The organism is Nitrospira sp. BLG_2, from assembly GCF_049222245.1.
The window spans coordinates 1-6,244 of sequence record NZ_JBLYIG010000556.1 but is presented as its reverse complement, the minus strand read 5'-3'; the positions used below and the strand labels follow the sequence as shown (position 1 = coordinate 6,244).

The window sequence follows — 6,244 nt, the reverse complement described above, 5'->3', positions numbered from 1 at the left end:
CCATCAATCATTTCCGCTAGAATCGGAGCATTTGTTAGGAGACGACGGGCTACATAACCACGGTCCAACTCTTCCTACTGACCGGCCTCTGTCTCTGCAGTTTGTATCCTCGTCATAAGCAGTCCGTATCGGATATTCATATCCTTTGAACCCCAATTATTGTCGCTATAGAGCGACCATGCGCCGTGATAGAGTATCGTCATTGCGCTTTCGCGACGAGCACTGATGGACTTCGTATCACATGGTCTCGGGGTTCGATTGCGTTCGGCGGAAGAGCCGATCGAGTTTCGGGCTGGCATTCGCCATCGGCATGGCGCCGGACCTGTCATCATTCGGGGTCTTGTACGTCACGGCTACACTGGGTCTGTCGCCGAAACCCGATTTCAGGCATGGCACACCCCCGGAATCGACCATCCCTCACTATGTCCATCACCTCTACAATTACACCCATCGCTTTGTCGTATTTCTCGCAGTCTTCTTCCTCGTGTGGCTCTTTCTGAAACGACCGGTATGGGAACTCCGCGCATGGGGGGCTGCATATCCTGACCGATATGCCTTTGCATTCTTACGCCTTTTTTCCGACTCCGGTGCTGTGGCCTTTGTCTGACTGGAAATTCGACGGCTGGGAATGGATGGCGCCAGGCGTTCTCATCCCCAACTTTATGCTCCTGTCGCTGCTCTACGCTTGGTACGTCAGGAGTCTTCTAGACAAGAGCAAAATGGACGCGCAACCGCAAGCCGTTTCTCGACCGTCCACTTGTGAAGATCCCCAACTGAAGAAAATGCACCTCTGAGAAACATCATAAGGCGGGTTGGTCGGCAGAAGATCTCGACCGTCGATGCTGAATATAGTTCCAGAGTCGGAGGACATCAAGGGTCAGTGTCGCGCCATAGGTCGGACCGAAGTCGCGCTCGGCAATGTTGCCCATGCTATCGTTCCAGGTTTCGAACCGGACCGGCCCGAATGAACCGGCAATCGACCAAGCAAACTGCTTCTGGCTCATACCTTCCACATTCACAAAAATCCCGGAATCCCACATGAGGGCGAGTTCGATTTCCCAAGTCGGAATCGTTTCACCTTTCTCGGTAATCCTATACTGACCGATGGCCACTGATGGCTGTACCAATCCAGCTGTATGCCTGATTGAGTGAAGGACGGCTCCATTGTCCTGATAACTGATCCGTCCCAAGACCGATGCCCGCAAGCTCACATCGCCCCACTGTTCACTATGATACAGAGTCGGCGTGACCGGCATCCGCCGGATACCGGCACGAAGGAACCCCTGTTGATACATCGTTCCGACGGAAAACCCACCTCCGACAAACACTATTTTCGGACGGAACAAAGGGAACCATCGCGTGATGGACCCATCGATCATCACATCGGTCTCTTTTCGAGGGTCCACCGTTGGAACCGTCGGCAGTTGGCGAAGCTGATGCACGACATTATTTTGAAAATATTGAGTGGGTTCGTCTCCCGTCGGGCTGATCCCCGCTGTAAGGTTCGTGCTCCAGTTCTGCCAATTTCCGCCCCAATGTTGAGTCCAACTGAATGTAATCATATTGAAGCCGAGCGTAGTTCCAACCGTGGAATCATACGTGTTTCCCAAACCGTCGGTCGGAGTAAATCGATTGAGAGTCAACCCTCCAGTGAACGTCGAATACTGATCGGGGAAAGCCATACTTCCCCAATGGACTGAGGGTGCGGGAGTCTCGCTCCATGCCGGAGTTGCAACAGTGCCGCCGAGCAAGAACAATCCGAGGAAGGCGATCAATCTCGCCATCGTTCGCCGAGTGGATTCTGCCTTGCGACAGAATCGCAGTATCGTCCTGTGCCCGTTCCCAATCTTGCTGAACTGTTGTCTCGTTGAAACAAGAATGGGTCCTAACCATGCGGGCTCTCTCTCCGTGAGGAATAATTGCCGTACCATCATGACAAACCTGAGGCATTCTATAGAACTCCTGTGCGTGTGGCGACCCAATTGGTTGACAACAAATGAGAGCAACTCTTCGCTTTGATGAACGATTCTCACTTCTAGCGGGCGCTTCTCCCTCGACAGACCTCTTGATCCTATGCTAGCTTACGCGTTCGTTTTCCAGATTCATTCCTTTTCCGCATGAACCGACAGGCTCAGTCATGTTCAAGAAAATCCTAGTCGCCAATCGCGGGGAAATTGCCATGCGGATCATCCGCGCCTGCCGCGAATTGAACATCGCGACCGCCGCGATCTATTCCGAAGCGGATTCAACCGGGATCTACGTGAAGAAAGCCGACGAGTCCTACCTGGTCGGACCGGGTCCGGTGAAGGGATTCCTTGACAGCAAACAGATTGTGGATTTAGCCGAACGAATCGGCGCGGATGCCGTTCATCCAGGATACGGTTTTCTCTCCGAAAATGCGGAGTTTGCTGAACTCTGTCAGGTTTCGGGCATTACGTTCATCGGCCCTTCTACGCATGCCATTACTCTCATGGGCAGCAAGGTCAAAGCGCGCGAGCTCGCCGAATCGGCCGGCGTTCCGATCGTGCCCGGTACGGATGGGGCCATTACCAGTGTCAAAGAAGCCCTGGCGTTCGCAAAAAAAGCAGGCTATCCGGTCATGATCAAGGCGAGCGCCGGCGGAGGCGGCCGCGGACTTCGTGTGGTCCGATCCGACGATGAATTGCGAGAGAACATGGAAGTCGCTGCGCGCGAGGCTCAAGCCTCTTTCGGCGACGGCAGCGTCTTCATCGAAAAATATATCGAGCGGCCGCACCATATTGAGTTTCAAATACTGGGAGATCGGCACGGAAACATCATTCACTTAAATGAACGCGATTGTTCAATCCAACGACGTCACCAGAAACTGATTGAAATCGCCCCGTCGTTGATTCTGACACGGGAGCTCCGGGAAGAGATGGGCAACGCCGCCATCGCCATCGCGCGCGCGGTAAACTACGACAACGCGGGAACCGTGGAGTTTCTGCTCGATCAAGAAGGTAAATTCTACTTCATCGAGATGAATCCGCGCCTGCAAGTCGAACATACGGTGACGGAGCAGATCACGGCCATCGACATCGTGCGGAATCAGATTAAAATCGCGGCGGGCCTGCCGTTGAGCATCCAGCAAAAGGACGTCATCCTGCAAGGTCATGCCATTCAGTGCCGGATCAATGCAGAGGACCCGAAAAATAACTTCCTTCCCTGTACGGGAACCGTGACGGCGTACCTCTCTCCCGGTGGAATCGGTGTCCGTATCGACGGAGCCGTGTACAAGGATTACACCGTGCCGCCCTATTATGACGCCCTACTGGCCAAATTGACGGTCCGGGGCCGCACCTGGGAAGAAACCGTCAGCCGCATGCGCCGCTCCCTCGAAGAGTACGTGCTCCGGGGAGTGAAAACCACCATTCCGTTCATGGAAGCGATCATGCAGGAACGGGACTTCATTGCGGGACGCTTCGATACGTCATATTTGGACACCCACCCTGAATTGTACTCGTACCACGAATTTGAGCAGCCGGAGGACCTGGTTTTAGCGCTGTCTGCCGCGATTGCCGCCTACGAAGGGCTCTAATTCGAACAATCCCCGCTGCTTTCCAAAGAGATGCACTAAACATCATGATGAAAAGACGACCCCCGACAAAGAAACATCAGAAAAAACCCCAATCCTCTGCTCCGGCGATCAAGACTTCGAAAAGTGTCGCGTCCCGTTCCAGCGAGTTCGCAATCACGCCGGCGGCAGGCAAACCGGTCCTGATTACGGATGTCGCGCTGCGAGACGGCCATCAATCCTTACTGGCGACGCGCATGCGCACGGAAGACATGCTGCCCATCGCGCAAAAGCTCGACGCGGTCGGCTATTGGTCGCTGGAAGTATGGGGCGGCGCCACTTTCGACACCTGTTTGCGCTTTTTAAAAGAAGATCCTTGGGAACGGCTTCGCGCGCTCCGGGCCGCCATGCCCAACACCAAGCTCCAAATGCTGTTGCGCGGGCAAAACCTTGTCGGCTATCGCCATTACGCCGACGACGTGGTGGAACGGTTCATCGAACGTTCGGCCACGAATGGCATCGATGTCTTCCGCATCTTCGACGCCCTCAACGACGTGCGCAATCTCGATCGGGCCGTGAGCGAAGTGAAAGCCTGCGGGAAACATGCGGAAGCCACCATCTGCTACACCGTCAGTCCGGTCCATAGCATCGACCGTTTTGTGGATTTGGCCAAGAAAATGGAAGATCTGGGAACAGATACGATTTGTATCAAGGATATGGCCGGGCTCTTGGCCCCCCTCGACGCATACCATTTGGTGCGCCGGTTGAAGGCCGCCGTCAAGGTCCCGCTTCATCTCCACTCGCATTACACGTCAGGCATGGCTTCCATGGCCTCGTTGATGGCGATCCTCGGAGGTCTCGACATGCTCGACACCTCCATCTCTCCGCTGGCAGGGGGAACCTCCCATCCGGCGACGGAAACGCTGGTGGCTTCACTTCAGAATACACCCTACGACACGGGGCTTGAGCTCGCATCCTTCCAGCCGATCACCGAGCACTTCCGAATGGTGCGCCGAAAATATCGACAATTTGAGAGCGACTTTACCGGCGTGGATGCAGAAATTCTCATGTCGCAGATTCCCGGCGGGATGCTGTCGAACCTCGCCGCCCAGCTGACGGAGCAGAACGCGCTGGACCGGATGAAGGAGGTCCTCGATGAGGTCCCGCGCGTGCGGAAAGAAATGGGCTATCCTCCGCTCGTCACCCCGACCAGCCAAATCGTCGGAACGCAGGCGACACTCAATGTGCTGACCGGGGAGCGCTACAAAGTCATCACCACCGAAACCAAGAACTATTTCTTGGGATTGTACGGCCGTGCCCCTGGACAAGTTGATCTCGACGTCATGGCCCGCGCGACCGGCGATGAAACGCCGATCAAAACCAGGCCGGCTGATCGGCTTGAGCCGGAATTGGATGACGCGAAAAAAGAGCTGCCGGGCTCGGCTCAGACCATAGAGGACCAACTGTCGTTCGTGCTGTTTCCCGCCATTGCGCGAGACTTTTTCGAAGCCCGAGAGAATGGCGATTTGACTCCTGAGCCGCTTGAATTAGGCTCGGCAAAAGGGCCTGCGACCGCTCATGAACTCCACCTGGCTCCGGTGGAATTCAACGTGACGGTGCATGGGGAGACCTATCATGTGAAAGTCTCCGGCTCCGGCCGAAAAATCGACGGACGGAAGCCCTACTACATTCGTGTGAACGATAAGCTCGAAGAAGTGTCGCTCGAACCCATCCAAGAGGTGCTCGCCGGTGTCCCCGAGTCCCATGAAACCGAATCGGGAGGAAAACCAAAACGTCCCAGACCTTCGAAGCCGGGCGATGTGGCTCCGCCCATGCCAGGCCGAGTAGTGAAAATTTTGGTGGCGGTCGACGATCGCGTCAAGGCCGGCGATCCTCTGTTGATCATCGAAGCCATGAAGATGGAAAGCCGGGTGCCGGCGCCGATCGATGGGAGAGTCGCGATGATCCTGACTGCCGAAGGTGACAATGTGAAGACGGATGAAACAGTCATTCAACTGGAGTAGTTCCATCATCGGCTCAATCTCCCATCCCTGCAAAATCCGGCGGCTTGTGCCGCTCTCGTTGTGCCTCGTATCCTATCTCATGACCTCCTGTGCTCCGTCTTTGCAGATTCCACCCTATTTTGAAACGTTAGAACGTACCCCGATAGAACGCATTCCGATCAAAACCGTTCTGGTCCATGATCAACGGATCGCGTATCTCGATATCGGCAACGGCCCGCCGGTCATCTTGATCCATGGCTTCGGCGGATCCATGTGGCAATGGGAACATCAGCAGCATGCCTTGTCACAACACTTCCGTATCCTGACGCTCGACTTACCCGGCTCCGGATTGTCCGACAAACCGGACATTGAGTACCTACCGGATCAGATGTTGGACTTTTGTATCGGATTTATGGACGCCCTGCGGATTCCTCACGCGACATTGGTCGGCAATTCTATGGGCGCCGGGTTGGCCATAGGAATGACATTGAACCATCCGACCCGCGTCGACAAACTCGTGCTCATCGGCGGGTTACCGTCTCACGTCATGGCCAAGCTCACCAGCCGGTCTTTCAGGCAAGCGTTGGAATCTCGAGCCCCTTTCTGGCTGGTCTCCTTCGGTAACTGGCTATTCGGCGGGCTGGTCACTGAGTCGGTCTTAAAGGAAATTGTGCATGACCACCGCCTCCTCACGCCCGCCGTTATCGAA

At 55.3% G+C, this 6,244-nt stretch carries 5 protein-coding genes; 4 read left to right on the top strand and 1 reads right to left on the bottom strand.

Features of this window, described 5'->3' with window-relative positions; genetic code table 11:
• Positions 1-241 precede the first annotated feature (241 nt).
• A complete protein-coding gene (locus ACOSYY_RS14825; RefSeq protein WP_421663305.1) occupies positions 242-607 on the top strand; it encodes a hypothetical protein in 366 nt (121 codons plus the stop codon).
• Positions 608-800: 193 nt separating this feature from the next.
• On the opposite strand, the gene ACOSYY_RS14820 is transcribed toward ACOSYY_RS14825, so the two are convergent.
• A complete protein-coding gene (locus ACOSYY_RS14820) occupies positions 801-1,784 on the bottom strand; it encodes a hypothetical protein (RefSeq protein WP_421663304.1) in 984 nt (327 codons plus the stop codon).
• Positions 1,785-2,137: 353 nt separating this feature from the next.
• Here ACOSYY_RS14820 and accC point away from each other — a divergent pair, with 353 nt between their 5' ends.
• From accC to ACOSYY_RS14805, 3 genes are all read left to right on the top strand, one after another.
• Positions 2,138-3,556 (top strand): acetyl-CoA carboxylase biotin carboxylase subunit, encoded by a 1,419-nt coding sequence (gene accC, locus ACOSYY_RS14815; protein WP_421663303.1) that lies wholly within the window; start codon positions 2,138-2,140, stop codon positions 3,554-3,556.
• A 44-nt stretch (positions 3,557-3,600) separates the two neighbouring features.
• Positions 3,601-5,556: a sodium-extruding oxaloacetate decarboxylase subunit alpha gene (gene oadA, locus ACOSYY_RS14810; RefSeq protein WP_421663302.1), complete on the top strand. Its 1,956-nt coding sequence runs from the start codon at positions 3,601-3,603 to the stop codon at positions 5,554-5,556.
• A partial coding sequence (locus tag ACOSYY_RS14805) for an alpha/beta fold hydrolase (protein WP_421663300.1) occupies positions 5,531-6,244 on the top strand: 714 nt, incomplete at its 3' end. The genes oadA and ACOSYY_RS14805, both read left to right, overlap by 26 nt.